Raw genomic sequence first — 15541 nt, 5'->3', positions numbered from 1 at the left:
CTAGGCGCTGCCCTTCGCCGTGCTGGTACGACGCCGGACCACCCGGCCCAGCCACCCCTGGGCCCGGCGGCGCAGCCGGCCGAGCCGGACCCGGACCCGGCGGGCCCACCAGGTGGCCAGGAACGCCACCGCCGAACTGAGCCGGGTGCCGAGTGGCTCGGAGCCGGTGGAGAGGGTGCGCAGGGTCTCGGCGAGCATCCGCAGCCTCGGCGCCCGGGCCCGCTTGCCGCTCTGCGCGAACCAGGCCAGGGCCGAGGCCGGGGTGGCGTCCTTGGCCTGCCTGGTGGAGGCGCCGTGCATCCGCCGCAGGAAGAGCGGCTCGGCCACCTCGTGGATCTCGCCGAGCCGGGCGACCTCGGCGATAAGCGTGTAGTCGGAGGAGAGGAACGGGCGGATCATCCCGGTGCGGCGCAGCGCCGACATCCGGAACACCCCGAAGTGCGCGTGGCAGAGGTTGATGTTCTTCGCCACCCCGGCCACCCGGCGCCACGGCCGCCGGTCGCGCAGGTCCAGCCGGTCGGCGTACGGGCCGATCTCCTCGCCTGCCTCGTCGATCAGTACGGTGCGCGGATAGGCGAGTACGGCGTGCGGCCCGGCCGCGTCCAGCGCTGCCACACAGGTACGCAGGTACGCCGGCAGGCAGACGTCGTCGTACGCCACCCACTTGAACAGCTCACCCCGGGCCAGTTCGACCACCCGGGCGTAGTTGACGTGCCCGCCGAAGTTGCGCGGGTTGCGGTAGAGCCGGATCCGGGAATCCCGCGCGGCGTAGCGCTGGCAGATCTCCCAGGTCCGGTCCGTCGAGGCGTTGTCACTGATGATGATCTCGAAGTCGGGGTAGTCCTGGGCGAGCAGGGCGTCGAGGCAGCCTTCGAGGTAGCGCTCGGCGTTGTAGAGGGGTACTCCCAGACTCACCCGTGGCGCTGGCTCCATCGTCTCCTCCGCTCAGGCGACCAGCAGCTCGGCCTGCACGCCGAGCTGGCGCAGCGCGGCGTCGATCTCGTCCCGGTAGGCCGGGTTGGTGATGATCACCGAGCGGGTGCCGGAGCCGGCGAGGGTGGCCGGATCCCGCACCTGGTGCCCGGTCACCGGCAGGTAGCGGCCCCACTTGCGCGGGTTGACGTCCACCACCGCGGCGAGCCGGCCGTCCGGGTCGGCCAGGTGCAGGAACTGCACCCCGCGCGAACCGGCCCCCCAGAGCACCGGCCGGTCTCCGGCGGCCACCAGCCGGTCGATGGTGCTCCGCCAGCGCTCCCGCTCGGCGGCGTGCCGCTGCGCGAAGCCCGCGATCGAGGCGAGCTGCCGATCCCGGTCGGCCAGGTCCGGCGACTCGGCCCCGGGAAGTTCGGTACCGGTGACCGGGGGTGCCGCGTTCACCGAGATCTCGACGTACCGGAACATGCCGGAGAAGAGCCGCCCGGTGGCGAGCATCCGCCAGCCGGCCCGCTCGACGATCCGGCGCAGCGAGTAGCCGTCGAAGTAGGAGACGTGTGGATAGATCACCTCCCAGCCGGCGGTGGCCAGGTCGTAGCCGGCGTCCGGTACCTCCAGGTAGCCGTACACCGGCCGGTCGCCGGCCAGCTCGCGGAGCCGGACCAGGAAGGCGTACGGGTCGTCCAGGTGCTCGAACCAGTGCCGGGAGGTGACCAGGTCGAACGCCGGGGTGTCGTCGTCGAGCGGGGCGTGGCCCCGGTGGAGGGTCGCGCCGGACGGGTCCGGTCCGGGCGGGCCGGCGTACATCGCGTCGTAGCCGATGCCCCGGCAACCGGCGACGTGGCACAGCTCGCGGAGGAACTCGCCCTGCCCGCAGCCGACGTCCAGCACCGTGCCGCCGCGCAGCGGGAACCGCCCGGCGAGGTGCTTGACCAGTTCCGCCGAGAAGACGCCGAAGGCGGGCGAGTGGTGCAGGTTGGTGTCCATGGTGGTGTCGTAGACCAGAACTGCCGGATCGAAGGCGAGGTTGCGCACGTACCCGCACTCCGGGCAGTACGCCAGCCACATCCGGCCGAGCGGGCTGGCCAGCGCCTCCGCCCGGCTGGCCCAGTGCACCCCGCAGTAGACCGGGATCTCGCCCAGGTCGGCGAAGGGCACCAGGTCGTGCCACCCGCAGGCGGTGCACCTGTGCACCACCTGCCGGCCCCGCTCGGCACCGGTCACCGCGCTGCCCAGCGCAGCTCGGCGTCGAGCCGGCCCGCCTCGGTGAGCGCCCGGATCCGGCGCAGCCGCTGGTGCCGCTCGCCCCGGAACGACTCGATGGTCAGCCCGTACCGCTGGTACGCCTCGACCAACTCCTCGATCCCCTTGCGTACCGTCCAGCGGGGCCGGAAGCCCGGCACCTCGGCGGCGACCAGATCGCAGCTCACCCGGTAGTTGCGGGTGTCCGCCGAGGCGCCCCCGGCAAAGGTGACCCGGGAGCCCGGCACCACCTCGGCGACGAGTTCGGCGACGTCCCGGATCAGGTAGTTCTCCCCGGTGACCCCGATGTTGTACGCCCGGCCGTGGACCACCTCGCGGGGCGCTTCGAGCAGGGCCAGGAAGGCCGCGCAGATGTCCTCGGCGTGCACCAGGGGCCGCCAGGCCGACCCGTCGGAGAGCAGCCGCACCTCGCCGGTGAGCAGGGCGTGCGCGGTGAGGTCGTTGACCACCAGGTCGCCGCGGAGTCGGGGTGCGAAGCCGTACGCGGTGGCGTTGCGCAGGAAGACCGGGGAGAAGTCGTCGTCGGCGAGCGCCGCGAGGTCCTGCTCGGCCCGGATCTTCGACTCGCCGTACGGGGTGACCGGGGCGAAGCCGGCGGTCTCGTCCAGCGGCCGGTCGTCGGTGCCGGCACCGTAGAGGCTGCACGAGGAGGAGAAGAGGAACCGGGTCACTCCTGCGGCCCTGGCCGCCCCGGCCAGCCGCACCGTCGCCCGGTGGTTGATCTCGTAGGTCAGCTCGGGGTTCAGGTTGCCGATCGGGTCGTTGCAGAGTGCGGCGAGGTGGCAGACCGCGTCGAAGCCGGCGAGGTGCTCGGGCCGGACGTCCCGCAAATCCATCGCGAGGGAGGGTACGGCCGCCGGTGCGGGGCCGAGCAGGCAGTCGGAGTAGTAGTCGGTGTCCAGTCCGGTCACGTCGTGCCCGGCGGCGCGCAGCATCGGGGTGAGTACGCCGCCGAGGTAACCATGGTGGCCGGTCACGAGAACACGCACGGCAAAGCTCCCGTCGTCGCCCGGGTGAGAAGGCGAGTTTATGGGTGGCCCACTGGCCGGCCGGGCTATTGTCGGACTTTTTACTCAAGCGCTCCCGCCGCGCCGGAGTGCTGGTTAGCGTGGCGCGCAGGCGGGCGGGCGCCGCGCCGGTATTCCGATCATATCGGGGTGGGTGGGGCATGACCGATGCCAAATGCCGGCTGTGTGCGGCCGCATTGACCGAAACGTTTGTCGACCTCGGCATGTCGCCGCTCTGCGAGAGCTATCTGGACGCCGATCAACTGGATTCGGCCGAGACGTTCTATCCACTGCACGTGCGAATCTGTTCCACCTGTCTGCTCGTGCAGCTTCCGGCGTACGTGTCCGGAGAGGAAATCTTTTCCGACTATGCCTATTTCTCGTCATATTCCGACTCGTGGGTGGCGCACGCCAGGCGGTACGCCGACACGATGACCGAGGCGCTCGGGCTCGGGCCGGAGAGCCTGGTGACCGAGGTGGCGAGCAACGACGGCTACCTGCTCCAGCACTTCGTCGCGGCCGGCGTACCGGTGCTCGGGGTGGAACCGGCCGGCAACGTCGCCGAGGTGGCCCGGCGGCGGGGCATCCGGACCGAGACGCGGTTCCTCGGCGCCGAGACCGGTGCCGAGCTGGCGCAGCGCTACGGCCGGGCCGACCTGGTTGCCGCGAACAACGTCTACGCGCACGTGCCCGACCTGATCGGCTTCACCGCCGGGCTGGCCGCGCTGGTCAAGCCGACCGGGCTGGTCACCTGCGAGGTGCCGCACCTGCTCCGGCTGATCGAACGCCGGCAGTACGACACCATCTACCACGAGCACTATCAATACCTGACGCTGCGGACGGCGATGCGCGCGCTGGCCACCGCCGGACTGATCGTGGTCGACGTGGACGAGCTGTCGTCGCACGGCGGTTCGCTGCGGGTGCACGCCCGGCCGGCCGCGGCGGCGGGGGAGCCGTCCGGAAACGTCAAGTCGGTGCTGGACGCCGAGACCGAGGCCGGGCTGCACACCGTCGCCGGGCACCTCGGCTTCGCCGACGCGGTCTTCGAGATCAAACGGGAACTGCTCGACTTCCTGCTCACCGCCCGGGCACAGGGCCTCAAGGTGGTCGGCTACGGGGCACCGGGCAAGGGCAACACCCTGCTCAACCACTGCGGCATCCGTTCCGACCTGCTCGAATACACCGTGGACCGGAGCCCGCACAAGCAGGGGAGGTTCCTGCCCGGCACGCACATCCCGATCCATCCGCCGGAACGGATCGCCGAGGACCGCCCCGACTACGTACTCGTGCTGCCGTGGAACCTGCGCACCGAGATCTCCGCGCAGCTCGCCTACGTACGCCACTGGGGTGGTCGACTGGTCTTCCCGATCCCCGCCCTGGAGGTGGTCTGATGAAGGTCGTCCTCTTCTGCGGCGGCCTCGGGATGCGGATGCGCGAGGACGCGGCGTCGGCGCCGAAACCGATGGCGATGATCGGGGACCGTCCGCTGCTCTGGCACGTGATGCGCTACTACGCCCACTTCGGGCACACCGACTTCATCCTCTGCCTCGGCTACGGCGCCGTCGCGGTCAAGGACTACTTCCTCCGGTACGACGAGACGCTCTCCAACGACTTCAGCCTGGCCATGCACGGCCGGGACGTACGGCTGCACTCGGCCGACATCACCGACTGGAACATCACCTTCATCGACACCGGCCTCGGCGCCAGCATCGGCGAGCGGCTGATGCGGATCCGCGAGTACGTGCAGGACGAGCCGATGTTCCTGGCCAACTACGCGGACACCCTGACTGACGCGCCGCTGCCGGAGATGGTCGACCGGTTCCACTACACCGACGCGGTGGCCAGCCTGCTCGCCGTACCCGTGCAGTCCACCCACCACGTCATCGACATCGCCCCCGGTGACCAGGTCACCCGGGTACGCCCGATCCGTGACCTGATGCAGTGGGAGAACGGCGGCTACTTCATCCTGCGCCCGGGGATCTTCGACGTGCTCCGCGAGGGTGAGGATCTGGTGCCGCACGCCTTCGACCGGCTGCTGCCGCAGCAGCGGCTGATCGCCCAGCGCTACACCGGGTTCTGGCGGGCCGCCGACACCTTCAAGGACCGGGCCGAGTTGGAGCAGCTCTACCACTCGGCCCGCTGCCCGTGGATGCTCTGGGACGCCAACCGCAACCGGGAACGCCGGGCGGCGACCCTGGAGCCGGTACTCGCCGGCTCCGCCGGGGGAGCCCGCGACCCGGGGCCGAGGGGCTGATGACGCCGCTGCGCCTCTCCGCCGCCCGTTCGGTGGTGCTGCTCGGGGCACATCCGGACGACATCGAGATCGGTGCCGGTGGGCTGCTGCTCGCCCTCGGCGACGTACCCGGGCTCCGGGTGCACTACGTGCTGCTCACCGGTACCCCGGCCCGGCAGGCGGAGGCGCGGGCGGCTGCCGCGGCCTTCCTGCCGAACGCCCGGCTCAGTTTCGCCCTGCACGACCTGCCGGACGGCCGGGTGCCGGCCCGGTGGGGCGAGGCGAAGGAGATCGTGAACGCCGCCGCTGCGAGCCTGAACGCCGACCTGGTGCTGGCGCCGAGCCCCGACGACGCGCACCAGGACCACCACACACTCGCCGCCCTGGTGCCCACGTCGTTTCGGGACGCCACGGTGTTGTACTACGAGATCCCCAAGTGGGACGGCGACCTGGGCCGGCGCAACGTCTACCTGCCCCTGACCGAGCAGCGGGTACGCCGCAAGGTCGAGCTGCTGCACGCGAGCTATCCGTCCCAGAAGGCCCGGGACTGGTGGGACGACGAGGTCTTCCTCGGGTTGGCCCGGCTGCGGGGGATGGAGTGCCGGTCCCGGTACGCCGAGGCGTTCCGGTGCGAGAAGGCGGTGATCGAGCAGTGACCGAGCTGACCGAGACGACCGGGGCGGGTACCCGGACCAGACCGTTGTCGGCCTGCCTCTTCGGGGTGCCCGGCGCACACCTGAACCTGGGGGTCGGCGCGCTGCGGGCGGCCACGGTGGGCGGACTGCTGGCCCGGGAACCGGGTGCCGAGGTGACCGTCTTCGACGACGGCTGGGGGCAGCGCACCGGGCACGCCTTCGTGGCCGGTGCGCCGGTGCCGATCTCGCTGGCCGGTGCCCGGCACTCCCGCCGCTACCACCGGCCGGAGTCCTATCTGAACATGCGGATCAGCGCGGCCCTGGGCGGGCTCGGCAACGCCGGGCTGGCCCGGATCGACGCCGCCGACGTGGTACTCGACGTCAGCGGCGGGGACAGCTTCAGCGACATCTACGGCGAGCACCGGTTCCGTACCGTCGCCTGGCCGAAGCGGCTGGCACTGCTCCGGCGCCGTCCGCTGGTGCTGCTGCCGCAGACGTACGGGCCGTTCCGGTCGGCGCGGCTGCGGGCCGAGGCGGCGGTACTGGTCCGGGGTGCGCGGACAGCCTGGGCCCGGGACCCGGAGAGCTACGCCGCGCTGGCCGACCTGCTCGGCCCCGACCTCGACCCGAAACGGCACCGGGAGGGCGTGGACGTGGCGTTCGCGCTGGAGCCGAGGGTGCCGGACGAGCCGGCGTACCAGCGGTTGGTGGGCTGGTTCGAGGCGGATCCGGGCCCGGTGGCCGGGATCAACGTCAGCGGGCTGATGTCCCGGCCGGAGGGACGGGTCCAGTTCGGACTCGCCGGGGACACCTCCCGGGTGGCCAACCGGCTCTGCGAACGCCTGCTGGAGCAGTCGGACACCCGGGTGATCATCGTCCCGCACGTGCTCACCCCGAACGGGGCCGACGACGACCGGGTGGCCAGCGAGCGCCTCTACGCCGCACTCGCCCCCCGGTACGGCGACCGGGTGGCGCTCGCCTCGTCCGGCCTCGACCCACACCAGAGCAAGTGGGTGATCGGGCACACCAGCTGGTTCTGCGGGATGCGGATGCACTCCACGATCGCGGCGCTCTCCTCCGGGGTACCGGCGGCGGTTATCGCGTACAGCGACAAGGCGCGGGGCGTCTTCGCCAGTGTCGGGCAGCGCCGGCACGTCGCCGACGCCCGTCGACTCGCCGACGACGCGCTGCTCGACGCCCTCTGGACCTCCTGGACCGGCCGGGCCGAGACCGCGGCCGAGCTGGCGGTGCGTACCCCGGTGGCGGTCGGCCGGGCCGCCGCCCAGATGGACGAGTTCGTTGCGCTGGCCCGGTCCGAGCGGGACCGCCGGGCGCCGGCCGGGGTGCGCTGATGGCGCGGCCCCGCACGGTGCACGACGTCGCGGCCGGCAAGCTCTGCACCGGATGCGGGGTCTGCGCCTACCTTGCCCCGGACGAGGTGCGGATGGTCGACGTCCTCGACCACGGCCGGCGACCGCTGCCGATCACCCCGGTCGGGAAGGCGTCCCGGCAGGCGGCGGCCGGCGGCGCGGCGGCGGCGCTGGACTGCTGCCCCGGGGTGCGGCTGGCGCACGACAGCAGCCGACCGGCGCCGGGCGAGATCCCCGAGCTGCGCGCGGCCTGGGGACCGGTCCGGGCCATCTGGGAGGGGTACGCCGCCGACCCGGAGATCAGGTACGCCGGCTCCAGCGGCGGGGTGGCGACCGCACTGGCCGGACACTGCCTGACCGGCGAGAAGATGGCCGGGGTACTGCACATCGGCGCCCGGGCCGACGTGCCGTACCTGAACGAGACGAGGCTCTCCCGTACCCCTGCCGAACTGCTCGCCAACGCCGGCTCCCGGTACGCCCCGGCGAGCCCCTGCGACCGGCTGGACCTGGTCGAGTCGGCCGACGGGCCGTGCGTCTTCGTCGGCAAGCCCTGCGACGTGGCGGCGGTCCGGATGGCCCGGCAGGTCCGGCCGGAGCTGGACCGCAAACTCGGGCTGACCATCGCGATCTTCTGCGCCGGCACCCCGACCACCCGGGGCACCCTGGAGATGCTGGACCGGCTCGGGGTGCCCGACCCGAGCCGGCTGGAGTCGGTGCACTACCGGGGGGCCGGCTGGCCGGGGTCGGCCCGGGCCCGGCTCACCGACGACCCGCCGCAGGCGCGGCGCGAGCTGAGCTACGCCGAGTCCTGGGGCGACATCCTGCAGAAGCACCGGCAGTGGCGCTGCTACCTCTGCGCCGACCACACAGGCGAGTTCGCCGACGTGGCGGTCGGCGACCCGTGGTACAGGCCGACCGGCGACGATCCGGGTCAGTCACTGGTGCTGGCCCGCACCGAGCGCGGCGTACGGCTGGTCGAGGCGGCCATCGCGGCCGGGGCGCTGGTGCTGACCCCGGTGACCGCCGACATCCTGCCCGCCTCGCAGCCGAACCTGCTCCGGGCCAGGGGCGCGGTGTGGGGGCGGCTGCGCACGCTGCGGGCCGCCGGCCTGATGACGCCCCGGCTGCGTAACCTGCCGATGGCCGGGATCTGGTGGCGGCACCTGTCGACCGTCGAGAAGCTCCGCTCCACCGTCGGCACCCTGCGCCGGATCGGCCGCAAGCGCCTCCGCGAACCAGCCACGCTCAACCCGTATAAACCCGGGTAAGGAAGGGCCCCCTCTTATCGCTTTTGGTAGATGCGGGGGCCCTTCCTAACGGGTCAGAGCACGGGTTGGCCGTTGTCGAAGTAGACGTTCGTGGCGCGTTCCCAGATCACCCCGGCTCGGTTCCAGCCGGAGACCACCCCGTACCGGAAGTCGCGGCCGAACTTGTTGTTCCGGAACAGGATGTTGGAGCCGACCAGCCGGGGACTGATCCCGATCGAGTAGTTGCCGCCGTTGCAGTAGTTGTCCTCGAAGGTCAGGTTCGTCAGCGACGGGGCGGTCTCCGAGCCGATGGTGAGGCAGGAGTTGAACGGGTCCCGGGTCACCGGGTTGTACGACAGCAGCGTGTTGTGCCGGACCAGGATGTTGTTCCCGCCGGTGCTCTGCAACACGTCGTTGTGCGAGCCTTCCACCCGGGCCAGGCTGTGGATGTACGAGTCGAAGACCTTCGTGTTGCTGGCCAGTCGGGGCCCGTCGATCATGTTGTAGATGTTGGCCCGGCGCAGGGTGTAGTCGCTGCAACAAATCGAGGCCGAGTTCTTCGCCATGCCGTTGATCTCGACGTCCTCGATGAGTAGGTTCGTCGTCCCGGCCAGGGTCCGGATCGAGTACGTGGTGCTGTTGCAGGTGATCTTGGATTTCAGGATCTTCACGTTGGCGGCGGCGACTGTTACGCAGCCGACGATGTTCAGCCCGGTCACCACCTGCCCGGCGGTACGCAGGCTCAGCGATCCGGAGTTGCGCAGCGCCGTACCGGCAGGCACGCCGGTGTTGCCCGGACCGGGCCACCACGTGATCGGGGTCGGCGGTGCGGCGGCCGGCGCGTACGGCGGTCGCTCCGCCATCGCCCGCGAGTCGGGATCGGGCGCGGGTGGCGGTACCGGCCCACTCGGTCCACCCTGGTACGGCTTGCCGTCCTGGGAGGACTCCACGATGGTGGCCGGGTTGGCGTCGGTCTGCCGGAACGCCTGGCGGCAGCCGGTGACCCGGACCCGCAGCGCCGAATATCCGCCCGGTGCCACGCCGTCGGTACCGGCGGACGTGCACCTGATCTCGGTGTCCTCGATCAGGGTGCCGAGCACCCCGGGTCGGATCACGATGGCGGCGGTGCCGCCGGTGCGCACCTTCACCCGCCGGATGGTGACGTTGTCGGCGGCGACCTCGATCGGGCGGTTCACCGTCTGTCCCCAGAGCACGGCCGCGGGCTGGTCGAGCACCATCGGCGCGGCCTGGACCGGCTGGCCCGCGACGTTGAGGACGAGATAACCGCTGGCGGCGAGGAGGGCGGCGGTGGCACCGAAGGTCGCGGCGATGGTGGCGCGGCGACGGTTGCGGTGTGGCTGGCGGGCGAGGTCCGCTGGTTCGATCGGAGGTCCGGCGTTGGTGTCGGTCACGGCTACCCCCCACGGGCGCGTCGCACACGAGCGGGGGCCACAGCTCGTGCGCTACGAGGCGCCCACCGCCGAATCGGCCTGTCCATGTCGACTCCCCCCGAGTCGACGCGATCGCGCGGTCGAGACACCTTCCCTGGTCAGGAGGGGTGCGATCCCGATCGTCTCGATCTACCGGCCATGAATGAATACTACAAGCCGTGCCGAAGGGGTTACTATTCTCGATTCAGACGGATTGCGGACAGAAGTTGCTGGTCAGCGGTGTTGCTGCCGTGGTAGCACCACCTCGCGCAGCACCAACTGGATCGCCGCCACCGCCGGGATCGCCACAAGCGCCCCGATCACCCCGAACAGGGCCACCCCGAGCAGCGCCGCGACGATCGCGGCCACGTCGGCGACCTGCACTGAGCGGCGCATCACCCGGGGATAGACGAGGTAGTTCTCCAGCTGCTGGTAGATCAGGAAGAAGACCACGCAGGCGATCCCGATCGGCACGTCGGTGGCGAAGCCGACCAGGCTGACCACCACCGCCCCGATGGTCGCGCCGATCTGCGGGATCAGGTCGCAGATCGCCACCACCACCGCGAGGGCGAACGGGTACGCCAGGCCGACGACGACGGCGAAGACGAAGGTGCTCACCCCGGCCAGCAGCGCGATCGCCAGCGCACCCACCATGTAGGCGCCGACCTTGGCGAGGATCTCGTCGCCGATCAGCCGTACCCGGTCCCGCCGGCTCGCCGGAACCAGGCCGTAGCCGAGGTCGCGGAGCCGGTCGAAGGTGGCCATGAAATAGATGGTCAGCACGATCACGGTGACGATGTTGAAGACCGCGCCGAAGATGAACCCGGCGGCGCCGAAGACCCCGCCCAGGGCCCGGGTGATGTTCTCGGTGGTGGCCGCCGACTCGATCTTGCCCGCCAGGTCGTACTGCTCGATCAGGTCGTTGACGGTGCCGTTGCGGCGCAGTTGGTTGACGTAGTCGGGCACCTGCCCGATCAGCTCACCGGTCTGGCTGACGATCGGCGGGACCAGCGCGTACACCGCACCGGTGATGATCGCGAGCAGGGTCAGCGTCACCGCCGCCACGGCGAGGCCCCGGGGCAGCCCCCAGGAGCGCAGCCGGACCACCGCCGGGTGCAGGCCGATCGCCAGGAAGAGCGCGATGAAGACCAGCACCAGCACCGAGCCCGCGTTGCGGACCGCGAGGAACAACGAGTACGCCAGCAGCACGCCCAGCCCGCCGGTGAGCCCGACCAGGAACGGACTGAGTCGCAGCGGCTGCCCCGGCCGACCGAACCGGCCGGGGTGCTCGTCGGTCGGCTGTTCGTCGGGGCGCTCGTCGACAGGCGGCTCGTCGGGGCGGGCGTCGGTCGACGGCGGGGGTGCCGTGCGGTTTTCGTCGGCCGGATTGCGGCTCTGTGGAGGTGCGCTGCCGGTCGGCGCGGTCACTCCGGCAGCGGTCGCCGATCCCTCGTCCGGGTCGCCCTGCCGCTCGCCGTGCACCGCTGGTTGCTCGCTTCCCACCCGGGCCTCCCACCGATCGTCCCGGCAGAGGTTATCGGGCGGACGCCAGGGCGCGGTGCCCCGCGCGGCGGAACCTACTCGGAGTCGACCGAGACCTTCTTCGACTTGGTGCCCTGGTCCTCGACGGTCGGCTTGCCGCTGCGCTTGCCGGAGTCACCGGTGCTGGTGATCCGGGTCGGCATCGGCTCCCGCCCACCGGTGCCGGGCACCGCCGCCACGGTCGGCTCGCCGTCGATGCTGCCGCCGTCGGCCCCGCCGGTCACCGGCTCGGTCACCCGGTTCGGCCCGGTCTTCGCGCCGCCCACCGCGTGCTGGTCGGCGGCGACCTGCTCGGCAGCGGCCTCGACGATCTGCTGCATGTCCGCCTCGGCCTGCGCGAGCTGCTGCTCGGCCTGCTGGGCCGACTGTTCCGTGCCGGTCAGCCGGTCCCGCTCGCCGGCGAGCTGGTCCCGCGCGGCGGCGAGCTGTCGCTGGATCCGGTCCGACTCCTGCCGGGACGCGACCGTCTCCTGCCGGATGTCGGCGAGCGCCTGCTGCGCCTCGGCGAGTTCCTGCATCACCTCGGCCAACTGCTGCCGGCCGGCCGCCGCCTCCTGCTGGGTACTCGCCAGGTGCTGCTGGGTGGTGGCCAGGTGCTGCTGTGCGGTCGCCATGTACTCCTCGAACTGTCGCCGGGAGGTGGCGGCCTGCTCGTCGGCCTGCCGCTGCAACTCGGCGAGACGCTCCTGCGCCTCCCGCCGGACCTGCTCGGCGTGCTCCTCGGCCTCCCGGCGCACCCGCTCGGCGTATTCGTCGGCCTCCTGGCGGACCCGGTCGGCGCCGCCCTCGATCTCCGCCCGGCGGGTCTCGTACGACTCCTCCAGCTCGGCGCGCCGCGTGTCGAACTGCTGCTCCAACTCGGTCTGCCGCTGCTCGAACTGCTGCTCCAACTCGGACTGGCGCTGGTTGAACTCGCGGTCGGCCCCGGCCCGGTAGGCGGCGAGTTCCTCCTCCAGCGCGGCCCGGCCGGCGGCGAGTTCCTGCTCGGCCGCGCTGCGCTGTGCGGTGATCTCCGCCTCGGCGGCCGTACGGCGCCGGTTCACCTCCTGCTCGACGCCGGAGCGCCAGGCGCCCAACTCCTGCTGCGTCTCCGCCCGCACCTTCTGGGCGTACTCCTCGACGTCGGCCCGGGACTTGCGGACGTACTCGGCGGTCTCCTCGTTTATCCGGGCCGCCTCCTGCTGCGCCTTGGTGTGCGCGGCCTGACCTGCCTCGCGGAGCTGGGTCGCCTCGTGCTTCGCCTTGGCGAGCAGCCCTTCGCCGGCCTCGCGCAGCCGGGTGGCCTCCTGCTTGGCCAGCTCGATCATGCGGTCGGCCTCCTGGCTCGCCGCGTCGGTGAGCCGCTGCGCCTCCTGCTGCGCCTTGACGTGTGCTGCCTGCCCGGCCTCGCGCAGCCGGGTCGCCTCCTGCTGCGCGGCGTCGCGCAGCCGGTTCGCCTCGTGCTGGGCGGCGTGCCGCAGCCGGGCGGACTCCTGGCGGGCGCGCTCGACGACCTGCTGGCTCTCCCGCTCGGTCCGCTCGGTCAGCTCCTCGGCCTGTCGGGCGGTCAGCTCGGTGAGCCGGTTCGCCTCCTGCTCGGCGGTGTCCCGGAGCTCCTTCGCCTCCTGTACGGCCCTGGCGTGCGCGGCCTGGCTGGCCTCGCGCAGCCGGTTGGCCTCTTCGGCGGCCCGGTTGCGCAGCTCCGAACCCTCCTGCTTGGCCTTCTCCAACACGGCCTGGGCGGCCTCGCGGAGCCGGGTGGCCTCCTCGGCGGCGGCGGTGACGGCGGCGTCCGCCTCCGCCCGGCGGGCCGTGTTGACCTTCTCCTCCTCCGCGCGGCGGGCGGCGAGGGCGAGTTCGAAGTCGCGAAGCGCGTCGGCGGCCTGGGTACGGGCGTCCTCGAGCACCTGCTCCGCCTCGGCCCGGCGGGCCTCGATCTCCTGGAGCGTGTCCCGGTGGATGATCTCGGCCTGTTCCTCGGCAAGCGCCAGGATCTGTTCGACCACCGGACCGAGGTGCCGAAACGAGGCCCGGTCGACCACGCCCACCTGCCGGCGTACCGCGGTCAGGTCGCGTTGCAACACCTCGACCTGGCCCGCCAGGTTGTGGATCTGGGTGTACGCGTGCTCACGCTGGGCCGCCAGAGTGGCGATCTCATTCTCGGCGCGAGCGACGTATCGGTCCACCTGCCCCCTGTCGTAGCCCCGAAAGGCCGGCTCGAAGCTCGGCTCCGTAGCCACGTCCCCGTTCAGGGCAAACAGTTCCTCGCCGTGCGACATGCTCCCATCCTCACACGTGGTGGCTGGTTCTGCGGCGATACCCGGCGGGGCTTATGGGACGAAGCTCACTGGTGGTGACATCGGCCGATCTATCGGACCGTACGCCGCGCAGCACTCGGGGCCGTACCGGAACTTCCGGTACGGCCCCGGCCGTACTGCTGCCCCGCAGTCTCCGACCTCGCGCCCGTCGTCGGGTCAGCTGGTCGCGTCGGCGGGAACCCGCTCCTCCGCCTCGGCCTTCTCGGCGGCGGGGGCCGGCTTGGCAGCCTCGGGCTTGGCAGCCGCCCCACCCACGCCGGGCACGATGCCGGCCAGGCCGGAGAGCATCTGGCCGAGCTGGGAGGTGACGGCGTCCTTCTGCCGGGTGAGGTCCTCGACCTCGCGGCGGGCCGCCTGCGTGGTCAGGTCCGCCTCGGTACGCGCCTCGGTGAGCAGGCGGTGCGCCTCGGCGCGGGCCTCGTTGAGGGTCTTGTCGGCGAGCGCCTTGGCCTTGTCGATGGTCTCGTTGGCATTCCGCTCCGACTCCACCCGGCGGGCCTCGGCGCGCTGCTCGATCTCCTTGGCGCGGTCCTGCGCCGCCCGGGCCCGCTGCTCGGCCTCGGCGACCAGCTTCTGGGTCTGGGCCACCTGCGCGGCGTGCCGCTCCGACTCCTCGCGCTCGGCCTTCTCCCGGCGCTCGGCGAGCTGGAGCTCCAGCGCCTGGAGGTCCTTGTCGCGCTTGTCCCGGGCGTCGGTGAGCAGCTTGGTCGCCTCGGCGCGCTTCTCTTCGGCCTCCCGGGCCGCCTTGGCGCGCTGCTGGGTGATCTCCCGCTCGGCGGTGGCCCGGAGGGTGGCGACCTCCCGCTCGACGGTGGACTTCAGCTCGGCCACCTCGTGCGCGGTGACCGTACGGAGCTGCTTGGTCTCCCGCTCGGCGTCGGCGCGCAGGGTGTCCGCCTCCCGGCGGGCCTGCACCCGGACCTCGGCGGCCTCCCGCTCGGCGGCGGTGCGTACGCTGCCCGCCTCCCGCTCGGCGGAGGCCTTCATCGCGGCGGCCTCGGCGCGGGCCTTGTCGGTGATCTCCCGCGCCTCTAGCCGGGCGGCCGAGAGGATGCCCTCCGACTCGCGCTTGGCCTCGCCGCGGTGGTCGTTCGCCTGCTCCTCGGCCAGGCGGAGGATCTGCTCGACCCGGGTGCCCAGGCCGGAGAGGGTGGGGCGGTTGTTCTCCTCGAGCTGCTTGTTGGTGTCGGTGAGCTTCTGCTCGACCGACGCGAGGCGCTGCTCGGCCTGCCGGAGTCGACGCTGGGCGTCGTTCATCCGCTGCTCGGCCTCGGCGCGGGCCTGCTCGGACTGGTTCAGAGCGGCGTTCAACCGGCCCAGGTGGCTGTTGACCTGCTCACGGTCGTAGCCGCGCAGGGCAACCGTGAAATCTGGCTGCGAGTTCGCGTTGTCGAAGAACGCGAGAGGGGAGGACTGCTGCTGGGGCATTGGGACATACTTGCAGACTTACCGGGGTGCTTCGCAAGAGCCGTGCCGTACTATCGCGCCCAGTTCACAAGGTCAACTCAACCCGCCGGACGGCGGTGTTGTTTGCCGGATCTACTGTGCTTGAAGCACCTGGCGGACGATGTCGTCGCGGCCAGT

The 15541-nt window shown here is 71.8% G+C and carries 12 protein-coding genes; 5 read left to right on the top strand and 7 right to left on the bottom strand.

Features of this window, described 5'->3' with window-relative positions:
* The 3 genes from CLT71_RS16075 to CLT71_RS16065 are packed head-to-tail and all read right to left on the bottom strand — an operon-like array spanning position 1 to position 3185.
* Positions 1-933, bottom strand: a complete 933-nt coding sequence (locus CLT71_RS16075) for a glycosyltransferase family 2 protein (protein ID WP_101367831.1) — start codon at positions 931-933, stop codon at positions 1-3.
* Between the two features lie 12 nt (positions 934-945).
* Positions 946-2157, bottom strand: coding sequence for a class I SAM-dependent methyltransferase (locus CLT71_RS16070; RefSeq protein ID WP_101367830.1), 1212 nt, complete (start codon positions 2155-2157; stop codon positions 946-948).
* On the bottom strand, positions 2154-3185 hold the full coding sequence (locus CLT71_RS16065; RefSeq protein ID WP_101367829.1) for an SDR family oxidoreductase: 1032 nt from the start codon (positions 3183-3185) through the stop codon (positions 2154-2156). The genes CLT71_RS16070 and CLT71_RS16065 overlap by 4 nt, the downstream gene beginning before the upstream one ends.
* Before the next feature lie 179 nt (positions 3186-3364).
* On the opposite strand from CLT71_RS16065, the gene CLT71_RS16060 reads away from it, so the two are divergent.
* The 5 genes from CLT71_RS16060 to CLT71_RS16040 are packed head-to-tail and all read left to right on the top strand — an operon-like array spanning position 3365 to position 8709.
* Positions 3365-4594 carry a class I SAM-dependent methyltransferase gene (locus CLT71_RS16060; protein ID WP_101367828.1) on the top strand — a complete coding sequence of 410 codons (1230 nt, stop codon included), beginning with the start codon at positions 3365-3367 and terminating at the stop codon, positions 4592-4594.
* Entirely contained in the window at positions 4594-5457 is an 864-nt protein-coding gene (locus tag CLT71_RS16055) for a glycosyltransferase family protein (protein ID WP_486483290.1), read from the top strand. Before CLT71_RS16060 ends, CLT71_RS16055 begins: the two co-directional genes overlap by 1 nt.
* Positions 5457-6092, top strand: coding sequence for a PIG-L family deacetylase (locus CLT71_RS16050; protein WP_101367827.1), 636 nt, complete (start codon positions 5457-5459; stop codon positions 6090-6092). Before CLT71_RS16055 ends, CLT71_RS16050 begins: the two co-directional genes overlap by 1 nt.
* The gene (locus CLT71_RS16045; RefSeq protein WP_101367826.1) at positions 6089-7423 is read left to right on the top strand and encodes a polysaccharide pyruvyl transferase family protein; all 1335 of its coding nucleotides are present in this window, start codon (positions 6089-6091) and stop codon (positions 7421-7423) included. The genes CLT71_RS16050 and CLT71_RS16045 overlap by 4 nt, the downstream gene beginning before the upstream one ends.
* Positions 7423-8709 carry a Coenzyme F420 hydrogenase/dehydrogenase, beta subunit C-terminal domain gene (locus CLT71_RS16040; protein ID WP_101367825.1) on the top strand — a complete coding sequence of 429 codons (1287 nt, stop codon included), beginning with the start codon at positions 7423-7425 and terminating at the stop codon, positions 8707-8709. Before CLT71_RS16045 ends, CLT71_RS16040 begins: the two co-directional genes overlap by 1 nt.
* 53 nt (positions 8710-8762) lie before the next feature.
* On the opposite strand, the gene CLT71_RS16035 is transcribed toward CLT71_RS16040, so the two are convergent.
* The 4 genes from CLT71_RS16035 to CLT71_RS16020 form a co-directional block, all read right to left on the bottom strand.
* A complete protein-coding gene (locus tag CLT71_RS16035) occupies positions 8763-10100 on the bottom strand; it encodes a glycoside hydrolase family protein (RefSeq protein WP_101367824.1) in 1338 nt (445 codons plus the stop codon).
* Positions 10101-10352: 252 nt separating this feature from the next.
* The gene (locus CLT71_RS16030) at positions 10353-11621 is read right to left on the bottom strand and encodes an AI-2E family transporter (protein WP_486483289.1); all 1269 of its coding nucleotides are present in this window, start codon (positions 11619-11621) and stop codon (positions 10353-10355) included.
* A gap of 74 nt (positions 11622-11695) precedes the next feature.
* Positions 11696-13918 (bottom strand): hypothetical protein, encoded by a 2223-nt coding sequence (locus tag CLT71_RS16025; RefSeq protein WP_101367823.1) that lies wholly within the window; start codon positions 13916-13918, stop codon positions 11696-11698.
* 195 nt (positions 13919-14113) lie between these two features.
* On the bottom strand, positions 14114-15385 hold the full coding sequence (locus CLT71_RS16020) for a cell division protein DivIVA (protein ID WP_101367822.1): 1272 nt from the start codon (positions 15383-15385) through the stop codon (positions 14114-14116).
* Between the last annotated feature and the right edge of the window lie 156 nt (positions 15386-15541).

Source organism: Plantactinospora sp. CNZ320 (genome assembly GCF_002846275.1).
Note: the sequence above shows the minus strand (reverse complement) of the source record. Positions and strands in the feature narration are given on the sequence as shown.

Bases quoted from the DNA above. Each gene is read 5' to 3' on its own strand.
- CLT71_RS16075 (WP_101367831.1), bottom strand. From the start codon at position 933: ATGGAGCCAGCGCCACGGGTGAGTCTGGGAGTACCCCTCTACAACGCC.
- CLT71_RS16060 (WP_101367828.1), top strand. From the start codon at position 3,365: ATGACCGATGCCAAATGCCGGCTGTGTGCGGCCGCATTGACCGAAACG.
- CLT71_RS16055 (WP_486483290.1), top strand. From the start codon at position 4,594: ATGAAGGTCGTCCTCTTCTGCGGCGGCCTCGGGATGCGGATGCGCGAG.
- CLT71_RS16050 (WP_101367827.1), top strand. From the start codon at position 5,457: ATGACGCCGCTGCGCCTCTCCGCCGCCCGTTCGGTGGTGCTGCTCGGG.
- CLT71_RS16040 (WP_101367825.1), top strand. From the start codon at position 7,423: ATGGCGCGGCCCCGCACGGTGCACGACGTCGCGGCCGGCAAGCTCTGC.
- CLT71_RS16025 (WP_101367823.1), bottom strand. From the start codon at position 13,918: ATGTCGCACGGCGAGGAACTGTTTGCCCTGAACGGGGACGTGGCTACG.
- CLT71_RS16020 (WP_101367822.1), bottom strand. From the start codon at position 15,385: ATGCCCCAGCAGCAGTCCTCCCCTCTCGCGTTCTTCGACAACGCGAAC.